Below are 26,936 nucleotides of genomic sequence, written 5' to 3'. Positions count from 1 at the left end.
GTAATGTCGATTGAAATGGGAGCCAGAGCGCTCGATGAGGACCTACTGGCCCGCGAGCTCGGTAACTGGCGCACGTCCAGTCGTAGCGGACCCGCATACCTGGGGCTGGCCGACGGCATCCGGATGCTGATCGTCGACGGGCGACTGCCCGTCGGCGCCCGACTGCCAAGCGAGCGGGCGCTCGCCGATTCGCTGCGTGTCTCGCGCACGACCGTCACCGCCGCCTACACGCAGTTGCGCGAGGACGGCTACCTCAATGCGCGCCGCGGCGCGCGCAGCACCACCGCGCTGCCCGTCTCCGGCAGCACGCCCGTCGCGGCACAAGCTGCAGCCACCGCAAGCCTGGCCGAGGCAACGCTGGCCGCGCCGGTTGGCCCGATGATGGACGCGTTCTCCGACGCGGCGCGCGACGTGATGCCGTACCTGCACGACATCGGGGTCGAACTGGTCGGCGTCGCGCCATTGCGTGAGGCGATCGCCGAAAGATATTGCGCAAGAGGATTACCCACTGAGCCGGACGAGATCATGGTGACGACGGGTGCACTGCACGCGATCGGGTTGATCCTGGCCACCTACACCCAACCCGGTGACCGCGTCCTGGTCGAGCAGCCGACCTACCACGGCGCGTTGTCCGCGATCACCACCAGCGGGGCCCGGCCTGTCCCCGTGGCGATGGTCGACGACGGTTGGGAACTCGACGCGATCGACGCGGCGGTCCGTCAACTTTCACCCAGCCTGGCATACCTGGTCGTGGACAATCACAACCCGACCGGCATGACTCTTTCCGAGGCGGGCCGTCGACGCCTTGGCACCATCATCGCCGAAACCCGCACTCGCACAATCATTGACGAGACGATCGCCGACATGTGGCTCGACCGGCCGGTGCCCGCGCCCATGGCGGCATTCATGTCGTCGCGGCGCGATCTGGTGTTGACCATCGGGTCGGTGTCGAAGTCGTTCTGGGGCGGCCTGCGCATCGGCTGGATCCGCGCCGAGCGCAGCACACTGGCGACCATCGCCGCGGTACGGCCCTCGATCGACATGGGCACTGCAATCGTCGAACAGCTTGCCGCGGCGCGCGTGTTCAGCAAGGCCGACGAGCTCCTGGCCGAGCGCCGCGATATCCTGCGTCATCGCCGCGAGCTACTGAGAAGGCTGCTGCACGAACACCTTCCGGACTGGTCGGCCAGTGAAAGCCACGGCGGAATGTCATTGTGGGTTCGGTTGCCCGCGCCAACCAGTTCGGCGTTGTCGGCAGCGGCATCGCGGCTGGGGCTGATCATCCCGCCGGGGCCGCGCTTCGGCGTCGACGGCACGCTGGAGCGGTTCATCCGGGTGCCGTACACGCTGCCCGACGAGCGGCTGGAGGAGGCGGTCGAGCTACTGGCCCGCGCCTGGCACAGCGTCACGGGTACGGCGGCGCCCGAGCCGACCGCGCTGGTCGTCTAGCCCTTCATCAGTTCGCCGACATGGGCGCTGACCGAATCCGCAAGGCCGACAAGGTCATAACCGCCTTCGAGCACCGCCACCAGCCGACCGTCGCAGTTCTTCTCGGCCGACTCCATCAGCGCGCGGGTCACCCACGCGAAATCATCGGCCGTCATTTGCAACGACCCGAGCGGATCGCGCTCGTGCGCATCGAAGCCCGCGGAGACGATGATCAACTCCGGACTGAACGCATCGAGCGCAGGCAGGATCCTGTCCTCGAAGGCTTCGCGGAGTTCGGCGCCACCATCGCCCGCGGCAAGCGGCGAGTTGAAGATGTTGCCCACCCCGGTTTCGCGGACTGCCCCGGTGCCGGGGAACAACGGCATCTGATGCGTTGAGGCGTAGAGCACGCTGGGGTCGGAGTAGAAGATCTCCTGAGTGCCGTTGCCGTGGTGCACGTCGAAGTCGACTATCGCCACCCGCTCCAGGCCGTGGTGACGCTGTGCATGTCGAGCACCGATGCTGATGTTGTTGAAGAGGCAAAACCCCATGGCCCGTTCGGTTTCCGCGTGGTGACCCGGCGGACGGCATGCGACGAACGCGTTCTGCACTTCGCCGCTGCACACCTTGTCGACGGCTTGCACCGTCGCTCCGACGCCACGCAGCACGACTTCCCATGTTGACGGCTCCATCATGGTGTCGCCGCCGTCGAGGTAGACGTAGCCGGCGTCCGGGCGCACGGATTCCAGTCCGTCGACGTAGCGGTTGCTGTGCACGTAGCGCGCTGTGTCGAGATCGGCCAGCTCGGCCTCCTCGCGCATCAGCGGATCGAACTCGGGCCGCCCGAGCACCGACTCCACCACCCGGTAGCGGTCCGGCCGCTCCGGATGGCCGTGTGCGGTCTGATGATTGGCGAAGCACGAATGGTGCAGAAGCAGGGTGGCCATGGAAATTCCCTCGTCGAATACTGTATGCAAAGCCTAGCGCATACCGACAGCCAATCGCAGGTTTTAGTCGTCTTCAGGGATCTCGACCCGGCGCACTACCCCGTCGCGCGAGTCGGCGGCTTCGATCTCACCACGCGTGATACCGAGCAGGAACAGCACCGTGTCCAGGTACGGATGGCTCAGGGATGCGTCGGCTACTTCGCGCAGCGCGGGCTTGGCGTTGAACGCCACCCCCAGGCCCGCGGCGGAGAGCATATCGATGTCATTGGCACCGTCCCCGACGGCCACCGTTTGTTCCATCGGTACGCCGGCCTGAGCGGCGAAGTTCCTCAGCGCCTTGGCTTTTCCCGCACGGTCGATCACGGGGCCGATCACCCTGCCGGTCAGCTTCCCGTCGACGATCTCGAGTTCGTTGGCGGCGACGAAGTCCATCTTCAGCTCGTGCGCGAGCGGGTCGATGACCTGACGGAAGCCGCCGGACACGATGCCGCAGTGGTACCCCAGTCGACGCAAGGTGCGCAGCGTGGTGCGCGCGCCCGGCGTCAATTCGATCTGTTCGGCGACATCGTCGAGCACCTCGGCGGGCAGGCCTTCCAGTGTCGCGACCCTGCGGTGCAACGACTCCGCGAAGTCCAGTTCGCCGCGCATCGCCGCTTCAGTGACCGCGGCGACGGCGGCCTCCGCCCCCGCCCGGGCGGCCAGCATCTCGATGACCTCACCCTGGATCAGCGTCGAGTCGACGTCAAAGACGATGAGCCGCTTGGCCCGTCGCGACAGGCTGTAGTCCTCCAGCGCGATGTCGACGCTCTCGTCGACGGCCACCTTCGCCATCGCGGCCTGCAGTCGTTCGTACACGCCGTTCCGCGGCACCGACACCCGCAACTCCAAACCTGTTACGGGGTAGTCGGAGACGCCACGGATGAAGTCGATGTTGACGCCGAGCGCCGCCAGTTCGCGGGCCACCACGCCGAACGACTCGGCCGTGATCGGCCGGCCCAGCACGACGATGGTGTGCGTCGACGGCTCGCGCATCACGGGCAGCCCGTCACTGCGCTCGATCGTCACGTCGAGCAGGCCGATGCCGTGGATGGCGTCCTCCACCTCGCGGCGCAGCTGCGAACCGCCCGCCACGTCTTGCGGGCCGACCACGAGGACGCCCAGCGTCAGACGGCCGCGGATGACGACCTGTTCGACATTGAGGAGTTCGACCTTGTGCCGCGACAGCACCTCGAACAACGCCGAAGTGACACCCGGTTGATCGTGTCCGGTGACGGTGATCAGCACCGACACCTTTGACATGCTCACCGCCTGAATGTCAGGTGCGGACGTTCTCGTTGTCCAGTCGCGTCACATCGCCGTCATCCGGCCCGTGAGCGCGGCCGACGTGGGCCTCGGCACGCATCCGATCAACCATGTGCGGATAGTGCAGCTCGAACGCCGGCCGCTCCGAACGGATTCGGGGCAGCTCGGTGAAGTTGTGCCGCGGCGGCGGGCAGCTGGTGGCCCACTCCAGCGAGTTACCGTAGCCCCACGGGTCGTCGACCATGACCGGCTCGCCGTAGCGCCAGCTCTTGAACACGTTCCACACGAACGGAATGGTCGACACACCGAGGATGAACGCGCCGATGGTCGACACGACGTTCAGCGTGGTGAAGCCGTCGGTCGGCAGGTAGTCGGCGTAGCGGCGCGGCATGCCCTCGTCACCCAGCCAGTGCTGCACCAGGAACGTGGTGTGGAAGCCGATGAACGTCAGCCAGAAGTGCAGCTTGCCGAGTCGCTCGTCGAGCAGTCGACCCGTCATCTTCGGGAACCAGAAGTAGATACCCGCATAGGTGGCGAACACGATGGTGCCGAACAGCACGTAATGGAAATGCGCCACAACGAAATACGAGTCGGTGACGTGGAAGTCGATCGGCGGGCTGGCCAGCAGCACGCCGGACAGGCCACCGAGCAGAAACGTGACGAGGAAGCCCACCGAGAACAGCATCGGTGTTTCAAACGTCAACTGGCCCTTCCACATCGTGCCGATCCAGTTGAAGAACTTGATGCCGGTGGGCACCGCGATCAGGAACGTCATGAAGGAGAAGAACGGCAGCAACACGGCGCCGGTGGCGTACATGTGGTGCGCCCAGACCGCGACCGACAGCGCGGCGATCGACAGTGTCGCGTAGATCAGCGTGGTGTAACCGAAGATCGGCTTGCGGGAAAACACCGGGAAGATCTCGGTGACGATGCCGAAGAACGGCAGCGCGATGATGTACACCTCGGGGTGACCGAAGAACCAGAACAGGTGCTGCCACAACAACACACCGCCGTTGGCGGGGTCGTAGATGTGCGCGCCGAGGTGGCGGTCGGCGGCCAGGCCGAACAGCGCGGCGGTCAGCAGCGGGAAGGCCAGCAGCACCAGGATCGAGGTCACCAGGATGTTCCAGGTGAAGATCGGCATCCGGAACATCGTCATACCTGGGGCACGCATGCAGACCACGGTGGTGATCATGTTGACGCCACCCAGGATGGTGCCAAGACCACCGACGGCCAGGCCCATGATCCACAGGTCACCGCCCGCGCCCGGCGAGTGAATCGCGTCGGTCAACGGGGTGTAGGCGGTCCAGCCGAAGTCGGCCGCACCGCCGGGGGTGATGAAGCCGGCGATCGCGATCATCGCGCCGAACAAGAAGAGCCAGAACGAGAACGCGTTAAGCCGCGGGAACGCCACGTCGGGCGCGCCGATCTGCAGCGGAAGCACCAGGTTCGCGAACCCGAACACGATCGGCGTCGCATAGAACAGCAGCATCACCGTGCCGTGCATGGTGAACAGCTGGTTGAACTGCTCGTTGGACAGGAACTGCAACCCCGGCAGCGCCAGTTCGGTGCGCATGAACAGCGCCATCAACCCGCCGATGAAGAAGAAGATGAAGCAGGCGACGCAGTACATGATGCCGATCATCTTGTGATCGGTCGTGGTGATGAGCTTGTAGACCAGGTTGCCCTTCGGGCCGAGCCGGGCCGGGAACGGGCGGCGAGCCTCGAGTTCTCCGATTGGGGGCGCTTCGGCTACCAACAGGTCCTCCAAATATCTGGTGGGGACATCCCCGCGGTCTTCAAGTGAATCCTAGCTCCCGGAATACCCGGAAGTCGGGGTGGTCCTACAAACTGTCGTAAATGCTGCCAGACGCGGGCTCACCAGCGGCAAGGTGGCCGGATGTTAACGTCGGCGGCGTGCTGATCAGCCGAGCGCGGGTAGGTGTGGCGGCGGTCGTCACGGCTTTCGCGGTCACCGCGGTCAGCGGGTGCGGATCCCAGAGCGCCCCGTCGCAAGCCGGCGAACAGTCAGTCATCACCAGCACCACCAAGATCGCAAGCGCCGGCGTGCTCGGCAACCAGCGCAGGCCCGACGAATCGTGTGCACCCGATCCCGCGGCGCTCGATCCGGGCCCGCCGGATCGTGAAGTTCGCCACGCGGCAGGCACCACCACCGTGCGGGCCGACCCGCAGCGCATCGTCGTGCTGTCGGGCGACCAGCTCGACGCGCTGTGTGCGCTGGGCCTGCAGTCGCGCATCGTCGCCGCCGCCCTGCCCGACGGCTCGAACACCCAGCCGTCCTATCTGGGCAAGGTCGTGCACGACGTCGCAGGGGCGGGGACGCGCAGCGAGCCCGACATGCAGGCCATCAAGGCCGCCAACCCCGATCTCATCCTGGGCTCCGCAGCGCTGACACCGGACGCCTATCCGCAGCTGACCGCGATCGCGCCGACGGTGTTCACCGGTCCACCGGGGGCGAAGTGGGAGGACAACCTGCGCACGGTCGGGGCGGCGACCGGACGACTCGATGCCGCCAACGGATTGGTCGACGGCTTCGAAAGGGACGCCGACAAGACGGGCGCCGACAACGACGCCACCCACTTCCAGGCGTCGGTGGTGCAGTTCACCGACACCACGATGCGGGTGTATGGAGCGGATACCTTCCCGGGCAGCGTGCTGGCGGCCGTCGGCGCGGATCGCCCTGCGGCACAACGCTTTACCGACAAGCCATATATCGAGATCGGAATCACCGACTCCGCCATGGAGGAGTCGCCGGACTTCTCGGCCGCCGACGGTGACATCGTCTACATCTCGTTCGCCTCCGCTGCGGCGAAGGATCGCGCCCCCACGGTGATGAACAGCGACGCGTGGAAGAAGTTGTCCGCCAACCGCGACAACCGGGTGTTCGCGGTCAACAACGAGGTGTGGCAGACCGGTGAAGGCATTGTCGCCGCGCGCGGGATGCTGGCGGACCTGAAGTGGCTCAACGCCCCGATCAACTAATGTCGCGGTCGTGATCCACGTCCTCAAGTCGACGTACCTGCAAGCGCCGGACGTCGTCGAGCAGACCCGGCCTGCTCACCTGAAATTTCTGGAGGCCGAGATAGTGGCGGGCCATCTGCTGCTGGCGGGTCGTCAGGAGGACGGGTCAGGCGGCGTGCTGATCACCGCCGATATGACAGGCGAAGAAGCACAGGCGCTGCTCGATCGCGACCCGTATGTGCAGGCCGACGTCGCCCGCTACGAGCGGGTGTCCTTCAACGGCGCATTCCGCGCGCCCGGGCTCTAGGCTCTAATTCACAGGCACAACCGGGATTAAGGCCGACGGGTCAACCGTTGTCTCCGGTGGGCCGCACCGTTGCGGCAATTCCAATCTGGCTTCGCTAATTCCTTAGCGCTTGCTGTGAAGACACCAAAGAGGATCGTGATGAGCACTGTTACCGCATATGCCGCTACGTCGGCCACCGAACCACTGACCAAGACCACGATCACCCGCCGCGAGGTACGACCGCACGACGTTGCGTTCGACATTCATTTCGCGGGCATCTGTCACTCCGACATTCACACCGTCAAGGCGGAGTGGGGTCAGCCCAACTACCCCGTCGTCCCGGGTCACGAGATCGCCGGCATCGTCACCGAGGTCGGTTCCGAGGTGACCAAGTACAAGGTCGGCGACCGCGTCGGCGTCGGGTGCTTCGTCGACTCGTGCCGCGAATGCGACAACTGCAAGGCCGGCCTCGAGCAGTACTGCACCGGCACCGGCATGGTCGGCACCTACAACGCCTTCCTCTCCGACGGTGAGCCGACCTACGGCGGCTACAGCGGAGCCATCGTCGTCGACGAGAACTACGTGCTGCGTATCCCCGACAGCCTTCCACTCGACGCCGCCGCGCCACTGCTGTGCGCCGGGATCACGCTGTATTCGCCTCTGCGGCACTGGAATGCGGGCCCAGGCAAGCAGGTCGCAGTCATCGGCCTCGGCGGTCTGGGCCACATGGGGGTCAAGCTCGCGCACGCGATGGGCGCACATGTGACGGTGCTGAGCCAGTCGCTGAAGAAGATGGAGGACGGTCTTCGCCTCGGCGCCGACGAGTACTACGCGACAGGCGACCCTGACACCTTCACCAAGCTGGCCGGCCGCTTCGACGTAATCCTGAACACGGTGTCGGCCAACCTGAACATGGGCGATTACCTGAACCTGCTCGCCGTCGATGGCACCCTGGTCGAACTGGGCATCCCCGAACACCCGATGGCCGTGCCTGCCTTCCCGCTGGCCGGCGGGCGCCGCAGCCTGTCGGGCTCGATGATCGGCGGCATCGCCGAGACTCAGGAGATGCTGGACTTCTGCGCCGAACACGACGTGCGGCCCGAAATCGAGGTCATCGCACCGGATTACATCAACGAGGCATACGAGCGCGTGTTGGCCAGCGACGTGCGGTACCGCTTCGTTATCGATACGTCGTCACTGCGGGGCTAGCGGAAACGCCGCCAAGCCGGCCAGCGGTCATTGCACCGCGGCCGGCTTGGTCGTTTGTTAACGCCGTGTGTCTTCGGGTTGTCGAGATGGTCGCGGGATGCGACGCTCATGTGCGGACTGCAGCATCGCAGGCCGCTTTCGCACTCCGATCCGAACCAGGAGGCCCGCGGTGACCACTGAATCCGCAGCCGTCGAACCTGTCGCCGCGCCACAGGCGGGCCTGAAAAAGGGCGCCATCGGCATCGTCGCGGTCATCTTCATGGCCGTCGCCAACGCGGCACCGATCACGGCGATGACGGGCAACGTCCCGATCGCCGTCGGCTTCGGTAACGGGTTGGGCGCCCCTGCGGGCTTCCTGTTCGCGACGATCGTGTTGACGGTTTTCGCGCTTGGCTATGTCGCGATGGCGAAGCACATCACCACCACGGGAGCGTTTTACGGCTTCATCTCCCACGGGCTGGGCCAGGTCTGGGGCATGGCCAGCGGCCTGCTCGCCACGTTCGCCTACGTGATCTTCGAGGGCTCGCTGATCGGCGGGTGCGCGTACTTCGCGAACGACGCCGTCAACACCATTGCCGGAGTGAACATCCCGTGGCTGGTCTTCGCGATCGGCGCGATCGTGATCATCGGGGTGCTGTGCCATTTCCACATCAGCCTGACCGCGGCGATCCTCGGAGTCACTCTCATCTCCGAGGTGTGCGTGCTGTTCGCGCTGGCCTTCTCGGTGATCTTCAAGGGCGGCGGCCCCGACGGGTTCATGCTGAACCAGACGGTGCTGCTGAACAACGCATTCGAGAGCCTGCCTGCGGGCGCATTCGGCACAGCGGCGGCGGCGGGGTCGATGGCGATCGGTCTGTTCTTCGCGTTCTGGTCCTGGGTCGGCTTCGAGACGACCGCCGTCTACGGCGAGGAGTCGCGCAACCCGAAGAAGATCATCCCGAAGGCCACCCTGATCGCGGTGATCGGGCTTGGCCTCTTCTACACGTTCATCTCGGCGATGGTGGTGGCGGGCAACGGCGCCAAGACCTCGATCGAGACCTCGATCAGCGCGTCGCCGCTCGACCTGTTCTTCGGGCTGGTGAAGGACAACCTCGGCAGCGTGCTGCTCGACGTATACAAGATCCTGCTGGTCATCGGGTCGTTCGCGTGCGCACTGGCGTTCCACAACGCGGCGTCCCGTTACCTGTATGCACTTGGCCGCGAAATTCCTTCTAAGGCAATGCGTTCCACCGTCGGTGCGACGCATACCACGCACGGGTCGCCGCACATCGCTTCGGCCGTACAGGCCGTGATCACGCTGGTGATCGTGCTGCTGTTCGCCGGTTTCACCGCGGTGCAGGTACCCGATGCCAACGGCGTTCCGGTGGACACCCCGTCACTGGTGCCCTACACCAACATCTACGGCCTGCTGGCGATGATCGGTACGGCGGCGATCCTGCTGGTGCAGGCCATCTGTTCCGCGGCGGTGATCTGGTATTTCTGGGTGCGAAAGACCCACCGCGGCAACGTGATCACCACCCTGATCGCTCCGCTGATCGGCGGAGTGGCGATGCTGTACGTGGTGTGGTTGCTGTGGGACAACCGTGCCTTCGCCGCGGGTTATGCCGCCAACTCGCTGGTGTTCAAGACAGGCCCGTACCTCATCCTGGCGGTGTTCGTGCTCGGCCTGGCCTACGCGGTCTGGATGCGATTCGTCAAGCCGGAGGCGTACGCGGAGATCGGTCGGACGGTCATCGAGGACGCCCACGAGCGCGTGGAGACCTGATACCGCGAACAGACGCAGAAGGCCCCGCACGCTCGGCGTGTCGGGGCCTTCTGCGTCTTCTCGCGGGGACGCGCTAGCGCTAGATTGCTAGCATGCTAGCATCGGTCATGTGGGCGACGAGGACGTCAAGCAATTCAACGTGTACCTGCCGGTCAGCTTGATCAGGCGGGTCAAACACCATGCGATCGAAACGGAGTCCTCGCTCTCGGCGCTGGTTGCCGAAGCGCTACGGACCTACCTCGACACCCACGGGCAATCGACGAAGGAGGACTGAATGACAACCGACGGCATCGAGGCCGTTTTCCTGGAAACCCACAACTGGGGCAAGTCGGCCAAGTTCTTTCAGACACTTGGCTACGAAATCGAGTTCGCGACCGACCACAACTCCGGGCAGCTGCGCCGCGGCGACGGGCCGTACCTGTTCATCGCGGAGGTTCCGGAGACTGAGCCGACGCGCAGACATGTCGTGCTGGCGGTGGCCGATGCCGACGCGTTCGAGCTGGACGGCTCCATCGAGGTTGTCCGTCCGTGGGAGGACACCCATTGGGGCACAAGGCTTATGACGGTTCGCGATCCTGACGGGCGCGAGTGGAAGCTGCAGGCGCCGGCCAAATGAACCAGGCAACGTCAGCACCCGACAGCACCGCCGTCCGGACTGCGCTGTGGCGCGCCCTGCACGTCGAAGTCGACGCGCCGCCGCATGTCCTCGACGACACCATCGGTCTACAACTGGCCGACCCCGATCCGCACTGGCGCGAGCGCGGCGACATGCATCCCGACGCGACGCGCCCGTTTCGCGCCTCGATCGTTGCGCGTGCCCGATATCTGGACGATCTCGTGATCGATCGCGCGGCAACAGGCGTGAAGCAGTACGTCATTCTCGGTGCCGGGCTGGACAGCTTCGCCCAGCGCCACCCCGATGTCGCGGTACGGATCTTCGAAGTGGACCAGCCAGGAACGCAGGATTGGAAGAGGCGCAGACTCACGGAGATCGGCTATCCGCCCGCAGAGAATCTGCAGTTCGTGCCGGTCGACTTCGAACACGGTGATACGTTCCCGGATGCCCTGCAGGCCAACGGCTTTGACGCTCATCAGCCAGCGGTGGTCTCGTCGATGGGCGTGAGCATGTACCTGACCAAGGAGGCGACCGAAGCGACACTGCGGCAGGTCGCCGCCCTCGCGAGCGGTACGGTCCTGGCCATGACGTTCATGCTGCCGGTGGACTTGGTCGACCCGGTCGAGCGCCCGGTGCAGGAATCCGTCGAGGCTGCCGCGGCACAGTCAGGCACGCCCTTCATCAGTCACTACACACCCGGCGAGATGGTCGAAATGTGTCTCAGCGCAGGCTTTTCCACGGCGCAGCATGTCGGCCCCGAGGAACTCACGGCCCGCTACTTCGCCGGACGCACCGACGGGTTGCGGCCGCCGAGCGCCGAACAACTGATCGTCGCGACCGTCTGAACTCTGGCCCGCAATTAGGTCGCAGGGGTTTAGCGGGCTCTGCGGGTGGGTATGCAGCCAAAAGGTTCATTCTGAGCCCACACCCACCTTCAACCAAAGGATGAATAATGGGCGCCCAAGACAAAGCCAGCAACAAGATCGACGACCTCGGCGGCAAGGCCAAAGAGGCTCTCGGCAAGGCGACCGGCGATAAAGACACCGAAAACCGGGGCAAGGTCGATCAGGCGAAATCCAGCCTGAAAGACGCCGGCGAGAAGGTCAAGGACGCGTTCAAGAACTAGGTTCAGCGCCTCTTCTGTTGCGGCCACCGAACTGCGGGACAGTTCGGTGGCCGTACTCGTTTCGACCTATAGCTCCTAGAAGTCCCAGTCCTCGTCTTCGGTGTTGACGGCCTTGCCGATCACATACGACGACCCCGAGCCCGAGAAGAAGTCGTGGTTCTCGTCGGCATTCGGTGAAAGTGCCGACAGGATAGCGGGATTCACGTCGGTCTCATCGCGCGGGAACAGCGCCTCATAGCCGAGGTTCATCAGCGCCTTGTTTGCGTTGTAACGCAAGAATTTCTTGACGTCCTCGGTCAGCCCGACCTCGTCGTACAGATCCTGGGTGTACTCGACCTCGTTGTCGTAGAGCTCGAACAGCAACTCGTAGGTGTAATCCTTGAGCTCGGCCCTGCGGGCGTCGTCCTCGAGCGCCAAGCCCTTCTGGTACTTGTAGCCGATGTAATAGCCGTGCACGGCCTCGTCGCGGATGATCAGCCGGATCATGTCGGCGGTGTTGGTCAGCTTCGCGCGCGACGACCAGTACATCGGCAGATAGAAGCCGGAGTAGAACAGGAAACTCTCCAGCAGCGTGGAGGCCACCTTGCGCTTGAGCGGCTCGTCACCCTTGTAGTACTGCATGACGATCTCGGCCTTGCGCTGAAGGTTCGGGTTCTCCTCCGACCAGCGGAACGCGTCGTCGATCTCGGCAGTCGAGCACAGCGTCGAGAAGATGTTGCTGTAGCTGCGCGCGTGGACCGACTCCATGAACGCGATGTTCGTGTAGACCGCTTCCTCGTGCGGCGTGAGCGCATCTGGGATCAGGCTCACGGCGCCGACGGTGCCCTGGATGGTGTCCAGCAGCGTGAGGCCGGTGAACACCCGCATCGTCAGCTGCTTCTCGTGTGCGGTCAGCGTGTTCCACGAGGGAATGTCGTTGGACACCGGAACCTTCTCTGGCAACCAGAAATTACCGGTCAGCCGGTCCCAGACCTCGGCGTCTTTTTCGTCCTGTAGGCGGTTCCAGTTGATGGCCGAAACACGGTCGATCAGCTTCATGCCATCACTCACGAGAACCCCATTTCGCCGCAGAAGTAGGTTGCCGAACCGGCATCCCCGACACTACCCCTGGGGTGCGACAACGGCCGGAACCGCGACATCTTGTGGCCGCGTGTCGCCTCAGTTTGTCGAGCCCGCGCCGATGAACTTGTACTCCGACGCCTTGAATCTGCGGGTCGCCAGCCAGTACTGCCAGGTCATCCCGCTCCACAGGGTCCGGTTCACGCCGTGCTCGTCCATGTACCAGCTCCGGCAACCTCCGGTGCTCCACACCGTGCCCGCCAAGTCGCGCTGCAATTCGGCGTTGTAGGCGTCGGCCGCGGCCCGTGTGGGCGCCAGCGCCTGCGCGCCCGCTTTGTCGACGGCTGCGATTGCGTGCGCCGCGTACCGGATCTGCGACTCGATCATGAACACCACCGAGTTGTGGCCAAGCGCAGTGTTGGGCCCGAGCAGGAAGAACAGGTTCGGCATGTCGGCGATCGTGATGCCGCGCAGCGCCGACACCCCCTCGCGGGTCCACCGGTCGCCCAGGTCCTCGCCGCCGGGTCCCTTGATGTCGACGTAGGTGTACGAGTCCGTGACATGGAATCCGGTGGCGAAGACGACCACGTCGACGTCGCGCTCGGTGCCGTCGGAGGTGACGATGCCCCGCGGGGTGAACCGGGTGATGGCGTCGGTGACGACTTCGGTCTTGGGGTCGGCCACACCCCGGTAGTAGGTGTCGGAGTTCAGGATTCGCTTGCAGCCGGCCCGGTAGTTCGGCGTGAGTTTTCGGCGTAGCTCGCGATCTTTGACCGAACGCCGGATGTTCCACTTGCCCATCAGCTCACCGATTTTGAGCAGCCGCGGCTGCTTGGTCATGGCGAAGCCGACGGCCTCATGAATCCAGTAGATGCCCGCCCGCATCGCCGCCCGAGTGCCCGGGACGTTCGTGAACGCGTCGCGCATCCACTCCGGGATCGGGTTGTTGGGCCGCGGCATCACCCAGGCCGGAGTGCGCTGATACAACTGCAGCGCGCCGACGTCCTTGACGATCTCGGGGACGATCTGGATCGCGCTCGCGCCCGTCCCGATGACCGCGACCCGCTTGCCGGTCAGATCGACGGTGTGGTCCCACTGCGCGGAATGGAATGCGGCGCCGGCAAATTCGTCGAGCCCCTCGAACTCCGGGATCAACGGGATGTGCAGACCGCCGACACCGGAAACCACGAACTGCGCGACGTACTCGCGGCCGTCCTTGGTGAAGACATGCCAGCGCAACTCGTCGTCATCCCAGTGCGCGCGGTCGACGTGGGATCCGAAGGAGATGTAGCGACGCAGCCCGTACTTCTCGGTCACGCCCTTGAGGTAGTCCAAGATCTCGGGCTGAAACGACCACATGTGCTGCCAGTCGGGCTTCGGCTCGAACGAGAACGAGTACATGTGCGACGGGATGTCGCACGCGCATCCGGGGTAGGTGTTGTCGCGCCAGGTGCCGCCGATCTCGTCGGCCTTTTCCAGGATCAGGAACTCGACGCCGCGGCGCTGTAGCTCCATGGCCATGCCGAGACCGGAGAAGCCGGTGCCGATGATCAGTGCGCGGGTGTGCACGGGCTGTTCGGTGCTAGACGCAGCCTGCTCGGGGGCAACCGTCATCGATCGGTCCTTCCTGGGAACGCCGGTACCGGGTACTTCAGCTTCCCAGGTTAGCCGTCGCGGCCAGCGGAGCCAACGGCGCGCCGCTCAGGCATATGACATGGCGCGCTCGGCGGACAGGTGCCGATCCGCGTCGAAGGTCTCGAAGTGGCCCGATCCGACCATTGCGATACCGCGTTGCGGCATCCGGAAGTCCCCGAGCCGGGCTTGCCGCAGCAGCGGTCCGGACGGGCCGAGGTCACGACCGTGCAGTACCGCGGCCGAGTCGGCGACGATCCACAACTGCTTCGGCGCCATCGTGTAGCACTGCCCGTTCGGGGCGCGGCCGGTCAGCCGGACATCGCCGACGCCCAGCGTGCGGCGGGCGACGCGGCTCAGCCGGCGGGAGACCGTCGGATCGGCCCATGTCTCGTCCGGCAGCCGACCGCCGATCCTGCTCATCAGCCGAGTGGCCCTCGTCGTGTCGACATCGGCTGCCCACCGCAGCACTCCCGGTATTTCGATGAGCACCGAAGACGGGCCGGTCCAACTGACATCGATATCGCATCGAACCGCGTCGTTCGGAGTGGCCGAGCCGAAGTAGCGTGCGCAGCTCTGCTGGCCCGGCGTCGTTGCGTAGAACGTCCAATTACACGACGGGTCGCGATGCCACACCGAGATATAAGGCGGCGCAAAGGAAGTCGCGGGAAACTGGCGCATCGCCAGGTAGTGCCCGTTGGCGAACGGCAGGCCCATGATTCCGAAACCGACGAATCGTTCGTCGTCGCCAGGGGGCAGTATCGGGTTGGCCAGCACGGCCGCGACGGTCTGTTGTGGGGTGAGTTGTTTTGTCATGCACCGATGGTCAGGCGCGGCACGGACTCAGCACATGAGGCGTCTGCCTCAAATTCGTCAGGCGACGTGTTCGCGACGCCGCACACCCTCGTGCAGCGGGAGGTCCGGGTCGATCTTGATGCCGAGCAATTCGCAGGTGCCGTTGATGGAGCCGACCATGATCGTCGTCAGGTGCGCGACGTACTCCTCTGACGGCATGCGGCGGGGACTGTCTTCCTCGGGGCCCAGCCACCAGTCCGTCGCCGAAGCGATCGACCCGAACGCCGCGTAGGCCGCCAGCTCCATCGCCGTGGCGTCGAGTTCCATGTCATGCAGCTCGTTGTTGAACATCTCGGCCATCGCGAGGGTGATTTCGCGGCCCTCGTTGAGCGCCTTGACCGCAGAAGCGCTCTGCTCGGCGAAGCGGCCCTCGAGCAGGAACCGGATGACGTTCGGGTGCTCGTCGACGAGTCGCACGTACTGCTCGACGCTGCGGCGGATGACCTCGCGCGCCGGGTCGCTCGACAAGTTGATCGACGGGAAGATCGCGGCCCACAACATGTCCCGCAGACGCTCACCGACCGCCTGGAAAAGATCCGACTTGTCGGTGAAATGGCGGTAAATCTTTGGCTTCGCGGTGCCCGCCTCTTCGGCGATTTCACGCAGGCTCAATTCGGGCCCGAGTCGGTCGATCGCCCTGAAAGCGGCGTCGACGATCTCCGAGCGCACCTTCTTGCGATGCTCGCGCCAGCGCTCGCTGCGGGCGTCTACTTTGACACCCGGCTCACTGCTGGAACGTGACCTCGACCCTCGTCGCACCCGCTTACTGTACCGCCCGGACGTCGCTGACCTGCTCAGACCGTCCCGCAACATGGCGTTTCGCTGCCCTGGCCAGGCAAATTTGCTTGCCGACAACCGACCAGTCACGCTGGGTAATATTTGTGCGACAGCCAATTAACGAGAGAGACGTATGACGCAGCGATACGACCTGGTCATCGCGGGTGGCGGACCATCCGGTTCGGCGGCCGCGTGGCAGGCCGCACAGACCGGCGCCAAGGTAGTGGTCCTGGACAAGGCGGAGTTTCCGCGGGCCAAGCCGTGTGGCGACGGCCTGACCGCGCGCGCCGTCAGCTATCTGCAGAAGATGGGCCTGGCCGACGAGGTGAACACCTTCCATCGGGTGAACCGGGTCACGGTGTTCAGCCCGTCTCAGTGGGAGCTCTCTTTCCCGAAGCGCCCAGGGATGCCAGACCACGGCCACACCGTGAGCCGCGAGCACCTGGACACGCTACTGCTCAAGCACGCGGAATCCGCGGGCGCCGAGGTGCGTCAGGGCGCCGAGGTGGCCGGGCCCGAACTCGATGCGAACGGACGCGTAGTCGGCGTCGTGTTGAAGAGCGGTGAGAAGGTGTACGGCGATGCGGTGATCGCGGCAGACGGCGCCTACTCCCCCATCAAGCGGGCCTTGAAGATCGATTCGGAGTACAACGGCTACTCGGCGATCGCGATCCGATCGGAGATGCACGCCAACCGGCCGGATTCCGACAGCCTCGACATCTATTTGAAGCTCGCGTTCCAGGGCGATCAGCTGCCGGGCTACGGCTGGGTGTTCCCAATGGGCAACGGTCTGTTCAACATTGGGCTCGGCTACGTGAACAGCTACAAGAATTGGCAGTCGATCAATGCGACGCAGTTCCTTGGCGATTTCCTGCGCACGCTGCCGCGCGAGTGGGAGTTGCCGCCGATCGAAGAGCTGAAGAAGAACAAGAGCGTGCGGGCGTGGCGACTGCCGATGGGCTTCACTGCGTGGCCGCCGTGGCGACCCGGCGTGCTGTTCACCGGTGACTCGCTGGGCGCGGGGAAGCCGGCATCGGGTGCGGGCATCTCCAAGGCGCTCGAATCTGGTTTGGCCGCAGGCGAATGTGCGATCGCGGCGCTGCAGAACGGTGGGCCCGACGACTTCACCAACTACGCGCTTCGGATGGAAGACGCGTGGGGCAGGGAGTATCGGCGTGGCCGCTACTTCCACAAGCTGCTGGGCTATCCGCGTTTTGCGAACGCCGGAATCAAGCTGATCGACAACGCGGCCTTCCGCGATCGGATGCTCAAGGCCTTGTACAAGAAGGCACAAGGCCCGCAGCACACCGTCAAGAAGTAGGTTCGACGCGCGTCGAGCGGCCACTTATGGCACGCGATTTCGGGATTTGCGTGTCATAACTGGCCATTGGCCGCGCCCCTAATCCCCTACCGGGTGCGGCCGCCACAACCCTGACGCGTGATCGGTGTCGAGCGGAGTTCGCCCCGTTTTGGCGACGACGGCTGCGCTTCAGGCTTAGCGCATGAACATCAAGGGACTTCTGGTTACGGCCGCAATGACGGCAGGCCTGGCCATCGGACTGGCCGCCAACGCGAGTGCACAACCAGTCAACGCCGCGGGCGACGACTTCTGGCAGTGCGCAGCCGACCACCCGGACGACATTGGCGTCTGCTGCGTGTTCTACGGCGGCGACTACGACGAGCGCACCGGCGAGTGCTGGATAGACGACGAGGCGAAGCTAGAGGAGGCCCACCCCGGCCCCAGCGTTCCGCCGAAGCACGCAGTGCTGACGCGGGTTGATCGCCTGCCCGTCTACGCGATGGGTTAGCGCGGCCGCATCATCGGCGAGTGTGGACATATTGCACGCCTACTTCCCGCATCGCGTGTATCAAGTCCACACTCGCCGGCGGCGCATTACCAAAAACTGTCACCATGCTGGCCGCTCGTGACGCTTACCGGTGTCAGCGACCCGCAAGGGTCTAACCCGCCACATGGCCAGCACCGAAAGAACAATCAGAATGACAACTCACGACTCAACAACTGTTTGCAGTCGCGCCCGTATACGGCGACTAGTGCCCACGTCGCTCATCGCGGCCGGGCTAGCACTCGGCGCAATCGGAGCTCCCGCAATCGCCCACGCGGACAAGGCGCGAGACAAGAGCGACTACATGGATTGCATCAATGAGCACAATGGCCTGGACGACCCGGTGACGCAGGAGACTTGCTGCATCCTGCACGGCGGGGAATGGATCATTCAACCTTCGGGTGCTGGGTGGTGCCACTGGGCTGGTGACGTGTATGGACGCCAAATCCCTGGCGATATTTCAACCGTGACCTTAACGCCGGTCCCCACCAAGACGCCTCAGGTGGGGTCTAGCAGGGTGAGGTAGCAAAAGGCGCGGTCCTACAGCATGCAGGACACGCAGCCCTCGACTTCGGTTCCCTCCAGCGCCATCTGGCGTAACCGGATGTAGTACAGCGTCTTGATTCCCTTGCGCCACGCGTAGATCTGCGCCTTGTTCACGTCACGTGTCGTCGCGGTGTCCTTGAAGAACAGCGTCAGACTCAGCCCCTGATCGACGTGCTGCGTCGCCGCGGCGTACGTGTCGATGACCTTCTCGTAGCCGATCTCGTACGCGTCCTGGTAGTACTCCAGGTTGTCGTTCGTCATGTACGGCGCCGGGTAGTACACGCGCCCGATCTTGCCTTCCTTACGAATCTCGACCTTCGACGCGATCGGGTGAATGGACGACGTCGAATGGTTGATGTAGGAAATCGAGCCGGTCGGCGGAACCGCCTGCAGGTTCTGGTTGTAGATGCCGTGCGCCTGCACCGACTCCTTCAGCCGAACCCAATCCTCTTGCGTCGGAATGCGGATGCCGGCGTCTGCGAACAACTCCTTGACGCGATCGGTCTTCGGCTCCCACACCTGCTCGGTGTACTTGTCGAAGAACTCCCCCGACGCGTACTTCGACTTCTCGAAGCCCTTGAAGTGCGAACCACGCTCGATCGCAATGCGATTCGACGCTCGCAGCGCGTGATACAGCACCGTGTAGAAGTAGATGTTGGTGAAGTCGACGCCCTCTTCGGAGCCGTAGAAGATCCGCTCGCGCGCCAGGTAGCCGTGCAGGTTCATCTGCCCCAGCCCGATCGCGTGCGAGTCGTTGTTGCCCTGCTCGATCGACGGCACCGACCAGATGTGCGTCTGATCGCTCACCGCCGTCAGCGCCCGGATCGCCACCTCGATGGTCTGCGCGAAATCGGGCGAGTCCATCGCCTTTGCGATGTTCAACGAGCCCAGATTGCACGAGATGTCCTTGCCCACTTGGGCATACGTCAGGTCTTCGTTGAACACCGACGGCGTCGACACCTGCAGGATCTCCGAGCACAGATTGCTGTGCGTGATCTTGCCCTCGATCGGGTTGGCCCGATTCACCGTGTCCTCGAACATGATGTACGGGTAGCCGGACTCGAACTGCAGTTCGGCCAGCGTCTGGAAGAACTCACGCGCCTTGATCTTCGTCTTGCGGATCCGCGCATCGTCGACCATCTCGTAGTACTTCTCGGTCACAGAGATGTCGGCGAACGGAATGCCGTACACGCGCTCGACGTCGTACGGCGAGAACAGGTACATGTCCTCGTTCTTCTTGGCCAGCTCGAACGTGATGTCCGGAATCACCACACCGAGGCTCAGCGTCTTGATCCGGATCTTCTCGTCGGCGTTCTCGCGCTTCGTGTCCAGGAAGCGGTAGATATCCGGGTGATGGGCGTGCAGGTACACCGCGCCTGCGCCCTGCCGCGCACCGAGCTGGTTGGCGTAGGAGAACGAATCCTCCAGCAGCTTCATGATCGGGATGACGCCGGAACTCTGGTTCTCGATGTTCTTGATCGGCGCGCCGTGCTCGCGAATGTTGCTCAGCAGCAATGCAACTCCGCCACCGCGCTTGGACAGCTGCAGCGCCGAGTTGATGGAGCGGCCGATCGACTCCATGTTGTCTTCGATGCGCAGCAGGAAGCAGGACACCGGCTCACCGCGCTGCTTCTTACCCGAGTTGAGGAACGTCGGCGTGGCCGGCTGGAACCGGCCGTCGATGATCTCGTCGACCAGCTTCTCTGCCAGGGTGGTGTCGCCCGCGGCCAGCGTCAGCGCCACCATGACGACGCGATCCTCGAACCGCTCCAGATACCGCTTGCCGTCAAAGGTTTTCAGCGTGTAGGACGTGTAGTACTTGAATGCGCCGACAAACGTCGGGAACCGGAACTTCTTCGCATACGCGCGGTCGATCAGGCTCTTGACGAAGTTGCGGCTGTACTGATCGAGCACCTCGCGCTCGTAGTACTCCTTTTGGATCAGGTAGTCGAGCTTTTCGTCGTAGTTGTGGAAGAACACCGTGTTCTGGTTGACGTGCTGCAGGAAGTACTGGTGCGCGGCCTCGCGGTCCTTTTCGAACTGAATCTTGCCGTCCGCGTCGTACAGATTCAGCATCGCGTTGAGGGCGTGGTAATCCGTTTCGCCCGGAAGCGCGTGCGCGCCGGTGGTTACAGGCTCTGCAGCTGTGACGGTTGGTGGCACGTCTGTTCCTTCCAGAAATCTTCCAAGCCCGCACGGACGGCTTCCACGTCCTCGGGAGTACCCATGAGTTCAAAGCGATAGAGGTACGGCACTGCGCATTTGCGGGACACCACATTGCCCGCGTATGCGAATTCGGCGCCGAAGTTGTTGTTGCCCGCGGCGATGACGCCGCGGATCAACGACCGGTTGTGTTCGTTGTTGAGGAAGGCGATGACCTGTTTGGGGACATAGCCGCCGTCATTGATGTCGGGAGTGACGCGCCCACCGCCGTAGGTGGGCAGCACCAGCACGAACGGCTCGTCGACCTCGATGCGTCCGTGCAGCGGAATCCGGACGGCGGGCAGACCCAGCTTCTGGACGAAGCGGTGGGTGTTTTCCGACACGCTGGAGAAGTACACGAGATTGCTCATCGGTCGTCTCCTCTCTGCTGTCGGGATACCCCTTATGCCGTTACCGCGACCGCGCCGCTCAGCGCCTTGATGCGATCGGGACGGAAGCCGGACCAGTGGTCGTTACCGGCCACCACGACGGGCGCCTGAAGATATCCGAGCGCCATGACATAGTCACGGGCCTCGCTATCCAGGCTGATGTCGACCTTCTCGTAGGCGATGCCCTGCTTGTCCAGCGCCTTGTAGGTGGCATTGCACTGCACGCATGCGGGCTTGGTGTAGACGGTGACGGTCATCTGCGGTACGGCTCCTCTACAACTGGCACTGACTGACACTGCACTGAGACTGGCAACTGCTCTGGTACTGCATCTCGCTGAAGTTCAGCGACCCTTGGGCCCTCAAAATTCCAGGTGCCCTGCGGCCACGCGCCCGGGGGGTCTGGGAACCGACACCGCCGGATTTGTGGCCTCCGGCCGACCCTGGGGTACTGGTACCGGTGGGGGTCTGTCGGTGTTCGAAACACTACACCTGGTGTCCGACATTGCGAAGGGATACAAGATGTTCTGAATAACATTTTTGAAATTCCCTGGTCGTAAGCATTCCGGCGTCAACACGCCCGGCGTGTCGCACATCACACTGCGGTTGTGTCGCGCCTGACGTCTGGTCTACCACCGGGCACCGACACGTGACCCGACGCGAACCGTCACGGTGACGTAACAGCAAACCGACCGAAGGGGCACGGCAAGTAGTGTACGTTTGTACATGTACATACGTACACTAAGGAGAATCGTGGCTTACTTGTTGTTGGCCGTCGCGATCGTGGCCGAAGTGCTCGCGACCAGCCTGCTGAAGTCGACCGACGGCTTCACTCGGCTGTGGCCGACGGTGGCGTGCCTGGCGGGGTATGCGGTCGCCTTCGCATTGATGGCGATGGCGATCGCCCGCGGCATGCAGATCGACGTGGCATACGCGCTGTGGTCGGCGCTGGGCACGACCGCGATCGTCGTGATCGCCGTAGTGTTTCTCGGCTCCCCGATGTCGCTGGGCAAGGTCGTCGGCATAGCGCTGGTGATCGGCGGCGTGGTCACGCTGAACATGGCAGGCGCCCATTGACCGCGCCGCCGCGGCGCAGGCCGCGTGATCCCGTCGGCCGTCGACAGCTCATCGTCGAAGCCGCGACCCGGGTCATCGCGGAAGCCGGGCTGGCCGGGCTGACGCATCGTCGGGTCGCCGAGGTCGCCGGCGTACCGGTCGGCTCCACGACCTACTACTTCAGGGATCTCGACGAACTGCGCGAGGCCGCCCTCGCCGCCGCGGCTCGCGGTTCCATCGAGGGTCTCGACGAATGGGCAGAACAACTGCGTGCCACTGCCGACCTACCCGGCACGCTCGCCCGACTCACGGCCGACTACCTGACCGACCACGACCGCTACCGCGCCTGCAATGAGCTGTACACAGCGGCCAGCCATCGGCCCGAACTGCGGCCGCACGCCCGCTTGTGGCTGGACGGTTTGATCGCGATCCTCGAGCCGAAGACAGGTCACAACGCTGCGCAGGCCGCGGCGATCTTCATCGACGGCGCCCTGTTGCACGCGCTGATCACCGGTGAGCCACTGAGCACCGATGTCTTGACCGACGCCCTGGGCAGGCTGCTGGCGAGCTGACGCTGTTCGCGCTCAGGCGATTTCGGCGGCGAGCTTGCCGACGATGTCGCGCAGGTTCGCGGCCACCTCGGCGTTTTCGCGCGGGTGCTTACCGTCGAATACCGGCGTCGGCACCGACAGCTTGAGATCCTCGACCACCCGAACTCCGGCGATACCGAACGACTTGCGCGTCTCGTCGTGCGCCCACACGCCGCCGTACTGGCCGTGTGAGGCACCCACGACGGCGACGGGCTTGCCCTTGAGCGCGCCGTTGCCGAACGGTCGCGACAGCCAGTCGATCGCGTTCTTCAACACACCCGGGATAGTCCCGTTGTATTCGGGGGTGACGACGAGCGCGGCGTCGGCGTCGGCGGCAGCGGCACGCAGTGCCTGCACCGGCTCCGCCACCTCCTCGGTGTCGACGTCCTCGTTGTAGAACGGCAGCTCGCCAAGCCGGTCGAACAGCTCCAGGCGCACGCCGTCGGACGCGGACTCGATCGCGAGCTCAGCCAGCTGACGGTTGATCGATCCGGCGCGCAGGCTTCCCAACAGCACCAAAACCTTGGTGTCGGACATCTCTCGTTCCCTTCGGTCTCTGCAAGATCCTCGCACGCCGCAACCGGACCATGGTCCGATTTATTCCGCCTGAACTAAACTGCTGATATGACCGCTACTCCCCCGCTGCGTGAGTTGCCGGTCACGGATCAACCGCCGCAGGAACGCGGCGACGCCGCCCGCAACCGAACGCTACTGCTCGACGCTGCGCGGCGCCTGATAGCCGAGCGCGGCCCCGATGCGGTCACCACCGACGACATCGCCGCGGCCGCGGGCGTCGGCAAGGGCACGCTGTTCCGGCGGTTCGGCAGCCGGGCCGGCTTGATGATCGTGCTGCTCGACGAGGACGAGAAGGCCGAACAGCAGGCGTTGATGTTCGGCCCGCCGCCGCTTGGCCCCGGTGCGCCGCCGCTGGACCGGCTGCTCGCATACGGCGCCGATCGGCTCGAGTTCGTCAACACCCACCACGCGCTGCTCTCCGACGCCAACCGAGATCCGCAGATGCGGTTCATCGCCCCGGTGATGTTTCACCACAGGCACATCCGGGTGCTGCTGGAGGCCGCCGGGACGACCGGTGACCTGGATGCCCAGGCGTTCGCGTTGCTCGGCCTGCTCGACCCCGACTATGTCCAGTTCCAGATGATCGAGCGCGGCCAGACCCTCGAGCAGCTCGGCGCGGCGTGGGAAAGCGTGGCGCGCAAGCTCTGCGGCCGATGAATCAGCGGTGGATCCTGCACGTCGACCTCGATCAGTTTCAGGCCGCCGTCGAGGTGCGCCGCAGGCCCGAACTTGCCGGCCTGCCGATCATTGTGGGCGGCAACGGCGATCCGAACGAGCCGCGCAAGGTCGTCACATGCGCGTCGTACCCGGCACGCAAGTTCGGAGTGCATGCAGGCATGCCGCTGCGCACCGCTGCCCGCAAGTGCCCGGACGCGACGTTTCTACCGCTCGACACCGCGACCTACGACGAAGCGTCTGAAGAGGTGATGACGCTGCTGCGCGACCTCGGCCACCCCGTCGAGGTGTGGGGTTGGGACGAGGCCTATGTCGGCGCCGACCTGGAAGAGTCTGACAACCCCGTCGCGCTGGCCGAGCAGATCCGTGAGGTGATCGGGCAGACGCAGTTGTCGTGTTCGGTCGGCATCAGTGACAACAAGCAGCGCGCCAAGGTCGCGACGGGATTCGGTAAGCCGGCAGGCATTTATCAGCTGACCGATGAGAATTGGATGGCGGTGATGGGTGATCGCGAGGTCGATGCGTTGTGGGGTGTCGGCCCGAAGACCGCGAAAAAGCTTGCCGGAATGGGCATTACGACGGTGGCCGATCTGGCTGCGACCGGTGCGACGGTGCTCACGTCGACATTCGGCCCGACGACCGGGCTGTGGATTTTGCTGCTGGCCAAAGGCGGCGGCGACACCACCGTCAGCGCCGAACCATGGGTGCCGCGCTCGCGCAGCCACGTCATCACCTTCGCCGCCGATTTGACCGATCGAGGCGAAATGGACTCCGCTGTAAGAGATCTCGCGCAGCAGACGCTCGACGAGATCATCGCTCAGGGTCGAATCGTCACCAGGGTGGCGGTCACCGTCCGCACCAACACGTTCTATACCCGGACCAAGATTCGCAAGCTTGCCGCCCCGACCGTCGATGCCGAACCCATCAAACAAACGGCGCTGGAGCTTCTCGCTCAGTTCGAACTCGACCGCCCCGTCCGGCTGCTCGGCGTCCGGCTGGAACTTAACCCTCCGGACGGCGGGTACTGAGCCAGATGCTGCAGACGGTCGCCATCCGCGGATACCGCTCGCTGCGGGAAATCGTGCTGCCTCTTGCGCGGCTCACGGTCGTCACAGGCGCGAACGGCACCGGAAAGTCGTCGCTGTATCGCGCGCTGCGACTGCTCGCCGACTGCGGCCGCGGCGAGGTGATCGGCTCGCTGGCCCGCGAGGGCGGCCTGGAGTCGGTGCTGTGGGCCGGACCGGAACACCTGTCGGGCACGCGTCGTACCGGAAAGGTCGAGGGCACAAGGCGCACCGGGCCGGTTTCGCTCGAACTCGGGTTCGCGTCCGACGATTTCGGCTACCTGGTCGACCTCGGGCTGCCGCAGATGGCGGGCCACAATTCGTTGTTCGCACGCGATCCGGAGATCAAGCGCGAGGCGGTTTTCGTCGGCCGCGTGATGCGGACCAGTTCGACGCTGGTGCGTCGCACCCGTGAATTCGCCGAGGCCGGCGCGGAATCCGGGCGGGGCTTCGACGAGATGACGCGATCGCTGCCCACCTACCGCAGTGTCCTCGCCGAATACGCCCACCCGGGTGCGCATCCGGAGCTCGCCGCCGTTCGGCATCGGCTGCGCAGCTGGCGGTTCTACGACGGCTTCCGGGTGGATGCGACAGCACCGTCGCGACTGCCCCACGTCGGCACTCGCACACCGGTGCTTTCCGACGACGGCGCCGACCTCGCCGCCGCAGTGCAGACGATCATCGAGGCCGGATTCGAGGACCTCCAGCGTGCCGTCGCCGACGCCTTCGACGGTGCGACGGTGTCGGTGGCCGTCCGTGACGGCCTTTTCGATCTGCAGCTGCAACAGCGCGGCATGCTGCGCCCGCTGCGCGCAGCCGAGTTGTCTGACGGCACACTGCGTTTCCTGCTGTGGGCAGCCGCGCTGACGTCTCCTCGACCGCCCTCTCTGATGGTGCTCAACGAGCCGGAAACGTCACTGCATCCCGACCTGGTACGTCCGTTGGCGTCGCTGATCCAGGCGGCGGCCAGTCAGACGCAGGTCGTCGTGGTCACGCACTCGAGGGCGATGCTGGAGTTTCTGGACACCGTGCCGGTGAGCGACGCCGACGAGGGCAGCGCAGTGGAGATCGAGTTGTACAAGGAACTCGGCGAGACCCGCATCAAGGGCTTGGGCATGCTGACCGCGCCCCCATGGGACTGGGGTAAGCGCTAGACGCGAGACGACGGCCGAAGCGCACGACTGAACAGAACATTGACTTGCCGCATCGCCACGCTATACGGCCACCACGCAACACGTTTGAACGCATACAGGGCCCGGATGTCCGGCGACGTGTAGATCAGGAACCGGTTCTTCGACACGCCGCGCAGAATCTTGTCCGCGACGTGCTCGGGCGAGACCGCATGCCCGCTGAAGCGGTCGGTCCACCGCTTCACATTGGGATCCTCGCGATCCACTCCGGCGATCTGAACCGTCTGCACCAGAGGCGTTTTCACCGCACCTGGCACCACCACCGAAACGCCGATGCGGTAGCGGGCCAAGTCGAAGCGCAGTACCTCCGAAACTCCGCGCAGCCCATACTTGCTCGCGCTGTAGGCGGCGTGCCAGGGCAGCGCGACCAAGCCGGCGGCCGATGACACGTTGACCAGATGCCCACCGCGACGGGCGGCCAGCATCGGCGGAATGAAGGTCTCGATGACGTGGATCGGGCCCATCAGATTGATGTCGACCATCGAGCGCCAATGTTGGTGCGTGAGCTGATCGACCGTCCCCCACGCCGATACGCCCGCAATGTTCATCACCACATCCATCGGCGCATGGTTGGCGTGGATGTGGTCGGCGAACGCGGCCACCTCGTCGTAGTCGGAGATGTCGAGCACGCGGTGCTCTGGCACGTTGGCGCCGAGCGCACGCGCGTCGGCGACGGTTTTCTCAAGGCCTTCGGCATCACGGTCGGTCAAGTAGAGCTCGGCGCCTTCGGCCGCCAGCTTCAGCGCGGTGGCGCGGCCGATTCCGCTCGCGGCACCGGTGAGAAAACAACGCTTTGCCGCAAAGCTCCGCTGTGCCATGGCGG

28 protein-coding genes are annotated in these 26,936 nt (G+C 64.6%); 16 read left to right on the top strand and 12 right to left on the bottom strand.

Annotated elements, in window-relative coordinates; translation table 11 throughout:
• Window positions 1–3 precede the first annotated feature (3 nt).
• The gene (locus J3E61_RS19855) at window positions 4–1,449 is read left to right on the top strand and encodes a PLP-dependent aminotransferase family protein (protein WP_210084688.1); all 1,446 of its coding nucleotides are present in this window, start codon (window positions 4–6) and stop codon (window positions 1,447–1,449) included.
• Here the strand turns inward: J3E61_RS19855 and J3E61_RS19850 are convergent.
• The 3 genes from J3E61_RS19850 to ctaD all read right to left on the bottom strand — a co-directional run bounded on the left by J3E61_RS19850 (window position 1,446) and on the right by ctaD (window position 5,436).
• Window positions 1,446–2,375, bottom strand: a complete 930-nt coding sequence (locus J3E61_RS19850; protein ID WP_210084687.1) for a histone deacetylase family protein — start codon at window positions 2,373–2,375, stop codon at window positions 1,446–1,448. The two genes, J3E61_RS19855 and J3E61_RS19850, sit on opposite strands and share 4 nt — an antisense overlap.
• A 63-nt stretch (window positions 2,376–2,438) precedes the next feature.
• Window positions 2,439–3,674, bottom strand: a complete 1,236-nt coding sequence (gene serB, locus J3E61_RS19845; RefSeq protein ID WP_192722405.1) for a phosphoserine phosphatase SerB — start codon at window positions 3,672–3,674, stop codon at window positions 2,439–2,441.
• Between the two features lie 16 nt (window positions 3,675–3,690).
• Window positions 3,691–5,436, bottom strand: coding sequence for a cytochrome c oxidase subunit I (gene ctaD, locus J3E61_RS19840; RefSeq protein WP_192721325.1), 1,746 nt, complete (start codon window positions 5,434–5,436; stop codon window positions 3,691–3,693).
• A 158-nt stretch (window positions 5,437–5,594) separates the two neighbouring features.
• Between ctaD and J3E61_RS19835 the strand changes: the two genes are divergently transcribed.
• The 8 genes from J3E61_RS19835 (at window position 5,595) to J3E61_RS19800 (ending at window position 11,661) form a co-directional block, all read left to right on the top strand.
• Window positions 5,595–6,680 carry an iron-siderophore ABC transporter substrate-binding protein gene (locus J3E61_RS19835; RefSeq protein WP_210084686.1) on the top strand — a complete coding sequence of 362 codons (1,086 nt, stop codon included), beginning with the start codon at window positions 5,595–5,597 and terminating at the stop codon, window positions 6,678–6,680.
• 10 nt (window positions 6,681–6,690) lie between these two features.
• Window positions 6,691–6,966: a GTP cyclohydrolase gene (locus J3E61_RS19830; protein ID WP_210084685.1), complete on the top strand. Its 276-nt coding sequence runs from the start codon at window positions 6,691–6,693 to the stop codon at window positions 6,964–6,966.
• A 138-nt stretch (window positions 6,967–7,104) separates the two neighbouring features.
• The gene (locus J3E61_RS19825; RefSeq protein WP_192721328.1) at window positions 7,105–8,154 is read left to right on the top strand and encodes an alcohol dehydrogenase catalytic domain-containing protein; all 1,050 of its coding nucleotides are present in this window, start codon (window positions 7,105–7,107) and stop codon (window positions 8,152–8,154) included.
• Window positions 8,155–8,323: 169 nt separating this feature from the next.
• A complete protein-coding gene (locus J3E61_RS19820) occupies window positions 8,324–9,919 on the top strand; it encodes an APC family permease (RefSeq protein WP_210084684.1) in 1,596 nt (531 codons plus the stop codon).
• Between the two features lie 109 nt (window positions 9,920–10,028).
• Window positions 10,029–10,193, top strand: coding sequence for a CopG family transcriptional regulator (locus J3E61_RS19815; protein ID WP_210084683.1), 165 nt, complete (start codon window positions 10,029–10,031; stop codon window positions 10,191–10,193).
• Window positions 10,194–10,535, top strand: coding sequence for a VOC family protein (locus tag J3E61_RS19810; protein ID WP_210084682.1), 342 nt, complete (start codon window positions 10,194–10,196; stop codon window positions 10,533–10,535).
• The gene (locus tag J3E61_RS19805; RefSeq protein ID WP_210084681.1) at window positions 10,532–11,380 is read left to right on the top strand and encodes a class I SAM-dependent methyltransferase; all 849 of its coding nucleotides are present in this window, start codon (window positions 10,532–10,534) and stop codon (window positions 11,378–11,380) included. Before J3E61_RS19810 ends, J3E61_RS19805 begins: the two co-directional genes overlap by 4 nt.
• Before the next feature lie 107 nt (window positions 11,381–11,487).
• Window positions 11,488–11,661, top strand: a complete 174-nt coding sequence (locus J3E61_RS19800) for a CsbD family protein (protein WP_192721333.1) — start codon at window positions 11,488–11,490, stop codon at window positions 11,659–11,661.
• A gap of 75 nt (window positions 11,662–11,736) precedes the next feature.
• On the opposite strand, the gene nrdF is transcribed toward J3E61_RS19800, so the two are convergent.
• The 4 genes from nrdF to J3E61_RS19780 all read right to left on the bottom strand — a co-directional run bounded on the left by nrdF (window position 11,737) and on the right by J3E61_RS19780 (window position 16,020).
• The gene (nrdF, locus tag J3E61_RS19795) at window positions 11,737–12,711 is read right to left on the bottom strand and encodes a class 1b ribonucleoside-diphosphate reductase subunit beta (protein ID WP_192721334.1); all 975 of its coding nucleotides are present in this window, start codon (window positions 12,709–12,711) and stop codon (window positions 11,737–11,739) included.
• A gap of 108 nt (window positions 12,712–12,819) precedes the next feature.
• Window positions 12,820–14,334, bottom strand: coding sequence for an NAD(P)-binding domain-containing protein (locus J3E61_RS19790; protein WP_192721335.1), 1,515 nt, complete (start codon window positions 14,332–14,334; stop codon window positions 12,820–12,822).
• Window positions 14,335–14,421: 87 nt separating this feature from the next.
• The gene (locus J3E61_RS19785) at window positions 14,422–15,168 is read right to left on the bottom strand and encodes a hypothetical protein (RefSeq protein WP_210084680.1); all 747 of its coding nucleotides are present in this window, start codon (window positions 15,166–15,168) and stop codon (window positions 14,422–14,424) included.
• Between the two features lie 57 nt (window positions 15,169–15,225).
• Window positions 15,226–16,020, bottom strand: coding sequence for a TetR family transcriptional regulator (locus tag J3E61_RS19780; protein ID WP_192721337.1), 795 nt, complete (start codon window positions 16,018–16,020; stop codon window positions 15,226–15,228).
• 97 nt (window positions 16,021–16,117) lie between these two features.
• On the opposite strand from J3E61_RS19780, the gene J3E61_RS19775 reads away from it, so the two are divergent.
• Both J3E61_RS19775 and J3E61_RS19770 read left to right on the top strand, forming a co-directional pair.
• A complete protein-coding gene (locus tag J3E61_RS19775) occupies window positions 16,118–17,305 on the top strand; it encodes a geranylgeranyl reductase family protein (RefSeq protein ID WP_192721338.1) in 1,188 nt (395 codons plus the stop codon).
• 181 nt (window positions 17,306–17,486) lie between these two features.
• Window positions 17,487–17,792, top strand: coding sequence for a hypothetical protein (locus J3E61_RS19770; protein WP_210084679.1), 306 nt, complete (start codon window positions 17,487–17,489; stop codon window positions 17,790–17,792).
• A 576-nt stretch (window positions 17,793–18,368) separates the two neighbouring features.
• Here J3E61_RS19770 and nrdE read toward each other — a convergent pair.
• From nrdE to J3E61_RS19755, 3 genes are read right to left on the bottom strand one after another with little or no spacing between them, the layout of a single operon-like run.
• Window positions 18,369–20,537, bottom strand: coding sequence for a class 1b ribonucleoside-diphosphate reductase subunit alpha (gene nrdE / locus J3E61_RS19765; RefSeq protein WP_192721341.1), 2,169 nt, complete (start codon window positions 20,535–20,537; stop codon window positions 18,369–18,371).
• Window positions 20,504–20,947: a class Ib ribonucleoside-diphosphate reductase assembly flavoprotein NrdI gene (nrdI, locus tag J3E61_RS19760; RefSeq protein ID WP_192721342.1), complete on the bottom strand. Its 444-nt coding sequence runs from the start codon at window positions 20,945–20,947 to the stop codon at window positions 20,504–20,506. Before nrdI ends, nrdE begins: the two co-directional genes overlap by 34 nt.
• A 32-nt stretch (window positions 20,948–20,979) precedes the next feature.
• A complete protein-coding gene (locus J3E61_RS19755; protein ID WP_192721343.1) occupies window positions 20,980–21,222 on the bottom strand; it encodes a glutaredoxin-like protein NrdH in 243 nt (80 codons plus the stop codon).
• A gap of 493 nt (window positions 21,223–21,715) precedes the next feature.
• Here J3E61_RS19755 and J3E61_RS19750 point away from each other — a divergent pair, with 493 nt between their 5' ends.
• On the top strand, window positions 21,716–22,039 hold the full coding sequence (locus J3E61_RS19750; protein WP_210084678.1) for a multidrug efflux SMR transporter: 324 nt from the start codon (window positions 21,716–21,718) through the stop codon (window positions 22,037–22,039).
• On the top strand, window positions 22,036–22,590 hold the full coding sequence (locus tag J3E61_RS19745) for a TetR family transcriptional regulator (RefSeq protein WP_210084677.1): 555 nt from the start codon (window positions 22,036–22,038) through the stop codon (window positions 22,588–22,590). Before J3E61_RS19750 ends, J3E61_RS19745 begins: the two co-directional genes overlap by 4 nt.
• A 12-nt stretch (window positions 22,591–22,602) precedes the next feature.
• On the opposite strand, the gene J3E61_RS19740 is transcribed toward J3E61_RS19745, so the two are convergent.
• Window positions 22,603–23,145: an NAD(P)H-dependent oxidoreductase gene (locus tag J3E61_RS19740; RefSeq protein ID WP_210084676.1), complete on the bottom strand. Its 543-nt coding sequence runs from the start codon at window positions 23,143–23,145 to the stop codon at window positions 22,603–22,605.
• 87 nt (window positions 23,146–23,232) lie between these two features.
• Between J3E61_RS19740 and J3E61_RS19735 the strand changes: the two genes are divergently transcribed.
• Genes J3E61_RS19735 through J3E61_RS19725 form a run of 3 tightly spaced genes read left to right on the top strand, consistent with a single transcriptional unit; the run spans window position 23,233 to window position 26,077 of the window.
• Entirely contained in the window at window positions 23,233–23,841 is a 609-nt protein-coding gene (locus tag J3E61_RS19735; protein WP_210084675.1) for a TetR/AcrR family transcriptional regulator, read from the top strand.
• Window positions 23,838–24,887 (top strand): DNA polymerase IV, encoded by a 1,050-nt coding sequence (locus J3E61_RS19730; protein ID WP_210084674.1) that lies wholly within the window; start codon window positions 23,838–23,840, stop codon window positions 24,885–24,887. Before J3E61_RS19735 ends, J3E61_RS19730 begins: the two co-directional genes overlap by 4 nt.
• Before the next feature lie 5 nt (window positions 24,888–24,892).
• A complete protein-coding gene (locus tag J3E61_RS19725) occupies window positions 24,893–26,077 on the top strand; it encodes an AAA family ATPase (RefSeq protein ID WP_210084673.1) in 1,185 nt (394 codons plus the stop codon).
• Here the strand turns inward: J3E61_RS19725 and J3E61_RS19720 are convergent.
• Entirely contained in the window at window positions 26,074–26,931 is an 858-nt protein-coding gene (locus tag J3E61_RS19720; protein WP_210084672.1) for an SDR family oxidoreductase, read from the bottom strand. The two genes, J3E61_RS19725 and J3E61_RS19720, sit on opposite strands and share 4 nt — an antisense overlap.
• Window positions 26,932–26,936: the final 5 nt, after the last annotated feature.

Source organism: Mycobacterium sp. OAE908 (genome assembly GCF_017872775.1).
In the GTDB taxonomy this organism is placed as follows: Bacteria; Actinomycetota; Actinomycetes; order Mycobacteriales; family Mycobacteriaceae; genus Mycobacterium.
The sequence above is the reverse complement of the archived record's forward strand: the minus strand, read 5'-3'. Positions and strand labels throughout refer to the sequence as shown.

What these genes read in the sequence shown, in the direction of transcription:
- J3E61_RS19850 (WP_210084687.1), bottom strand. Translation starts at nt 2,375, where the DNA reads ATGGCCACCCTGCTTCTGCACCATTCGTGCTTCGCCAATCATCAGACC.
- J3E61_RS19805 (WP_210084681.1), top strand. Translation starts at nt 10,532, where the DNA reads ATGAACCAGGCAACGTCAGCACCCGACAGCACCGCCGTCCGGACTGCG.
- J3E61_RS19790 (WP_192721335.1), bottom strand. Translation starts at nt 14,334, where the DNA reads ATGACGGTTGCCCCCGAGCAGGCTGCGTCTAGCACCGAACAGCCCGTG.
- J3E61_RS19740 (WP_210084676.1), bottom strand. Translation starts at nt 23,145, where the DNA reads ATGTCCGACACCAAGGTTTTGGTGCTGTTGGGAAGCCTGCGCGCCGGA.
- J3E61_RS19810 (WP_210084682.1), top strand. Translation starts at nt 10,194, where the DNA reads ATGACAACCGACGGCATCGAGGCCGTTTTCCTGGAAACCCACAACTGG.
- J3E61_RS19780 (WP_192721337.1), bottom strand. Translation starts at nt 16,020, where the DNA reads ATGTTGCGGGACGGTCTGAGCAGGTCAGCGACGTCCGGGCGGTACAGT.
- J3E61_RS19720 (WP_210084672.1), bottom strand. Translation starts at nt 26,931, where the DNA reads ATGGCACAGCGGAGCTTTGCGGCAAAGCGTTGTTTTCTCACCGGTGCC.
- J3E61_RS19770 (WP_210084679.1), top strand. Translation starts at nt 17,487, where the DNA reads ATGAACATCAAGGGACTTCTGGTTACGGCCGCAATGACGGCAGGCCTG.
- J3E61_RS19785 (WP_210084680.1), bottom strand. Translation starts at nt 15,168, where the DNA reads ATGACAAAACAACTCACCCCACAACAGACCGTCGCGGCCGTGCTGGCC.
- J3E61_RS19775 (WP_192721338.1), top strand. Translation starts at nt 16,118, where the DNA reads ATGACGCAGCGATACGACCTGGTCATCGCGGGTGGCGGACCATCCGGT.
- J3E61_RS19800 (WP_192721333.1), top strand. Translation starts at nt 11,488, where the DNA reads ATGGGCGCCCAAGACAAAGCCAGCAACAAGATCGACGACCTCGGCGGC.
- serB (WP_192722405.1), bottom strand. Translation starts at nt 3,674, where the DNA reads ATGTCAAAGGTGTCGGTGCTGATCACCGTCACCGGACACGATCAACCG.
- J3E61_RS19755 (WP_192721343.1), bottom strand. Translation starts at nt 21,222, where the DNA reads ATGACCGTCACCGTCTACACCAAGCCCGCATGCGTGCAGTGCAATGCC.
- J3E61_RS19735 (WP_210084675.1), top strand. Translation starts at nt 23,233, where the DNA reads ATGACCGCTACTCCCCCGCTGCGTGAGTTGCCGGTCACGGATCAACCG.
- nrdI (WP_192721342.1), bottom strand. Translation starts at nt 20,947, where the DNA reads ATGAGCAATCTCGTGTACTTCTCCAGCGTGTCGGAAAACACCCACCGC.
- J3E61_RS19825 (WP_192721328.1), top strand. Translation starts at nt 7,105, where the DNA reads ATGAGCACTGTTACCGCATATGCCGCTACGTCGGCCACCGAACCACTG.
- J3E61_RS19725 (WP_210084673.1), top strand. Translation starts at nt 24,893, where the DNA reads ATGCTGCAGACGGTCGCCATCCGCGGATACCGCTCGCTGCGGGAAATC.
- J3E61_RS19730 (WP_210084674.1), top strand. Translation starts at nt 23,838, where the DNA reads ATGAATCAGCGGTGGATCCTGCACGTCGACCTCGATCAGTTTCAGGCC.
- J3E61_RS19855 (WP_210084688.1), top strand. Translation starts at nt 4, where the DNA reads ATGTCGATTGAAATGGGAGCCAGAGCGCTCGATGAGGACCTACTGGCC.